We start from the raw sequence: 570 nt of genomic DNA, 5'->3' as shown, positions 1-570 counted from the left end.
GAGGGTGTCATAGAACGATTCCCACACCAAAGAGCAGGGTGAATGCTGAGATGGTATGGCCTCAGCGACCCTGCAAGATGATCCTTCGGTAGAGACGTTCTTCAATGTCGCGGAGACCGAGACGCTAGCGCTGTTTGAGCACCTCTCCTTCGAGTTTCTCGAAGAGTTCGACGTGTTCGCCCCGGCGCAGACGGGGCGAACACGAGAGCACGAACCACCAGAGCTGATGCGTGGCTTCCTCCACTGCTACTACAAGGACATCTATGGAATTCGTCCAGTTGAACGAGAGCTTCGGAACACGGTTGTCTGGCTGAGCTGTGGCTTCGATCGACCGCCGTCGAGAGACGCGGTCGATCGCTTTCTCACCGACCTCGAACACGTCGTCGACGAAGTCTTTGACCGACTCGTCGAGCAGGCCGCCGTCCGCGGCCTGCTCGACTTGACCTACTGTATCGATTCAACGGACGTGAGGGCGATGCCTGCCGATCAAGACGCGTCGAAGTGCTACGATCCAACCGACGACGAGTACTACTACGGCTACGGCTGTACGATCGTCTCGACCGGGCAAAA

General features: G+C 57.7%; 1 pseudogene. It reads left to right on the top strand.

The window, feature by feature from the left end:
- Window positions 1-55: 55 nt before the first annotated feature.
- Window positions 56-570 (top strand): annotated as a pseudogene (locus SM754_RS20140) (IS5/IS1182 family transposase); the annotation flags it as partial.

It is taken from the genome of Halorubellus amylolyticus (assembly GCF_034808145.1).
In the GTDB taxonomy this organism is placed as follows: Archaea; Halobacteriota; Halobacteria; order Halobacteriales; family Natrialbaceae; genus Halorubellus.
Note: the sequence above shows the minus strand (reverse complement) of the source record. Positions and strands in the feature narration are given on the sequence as shown.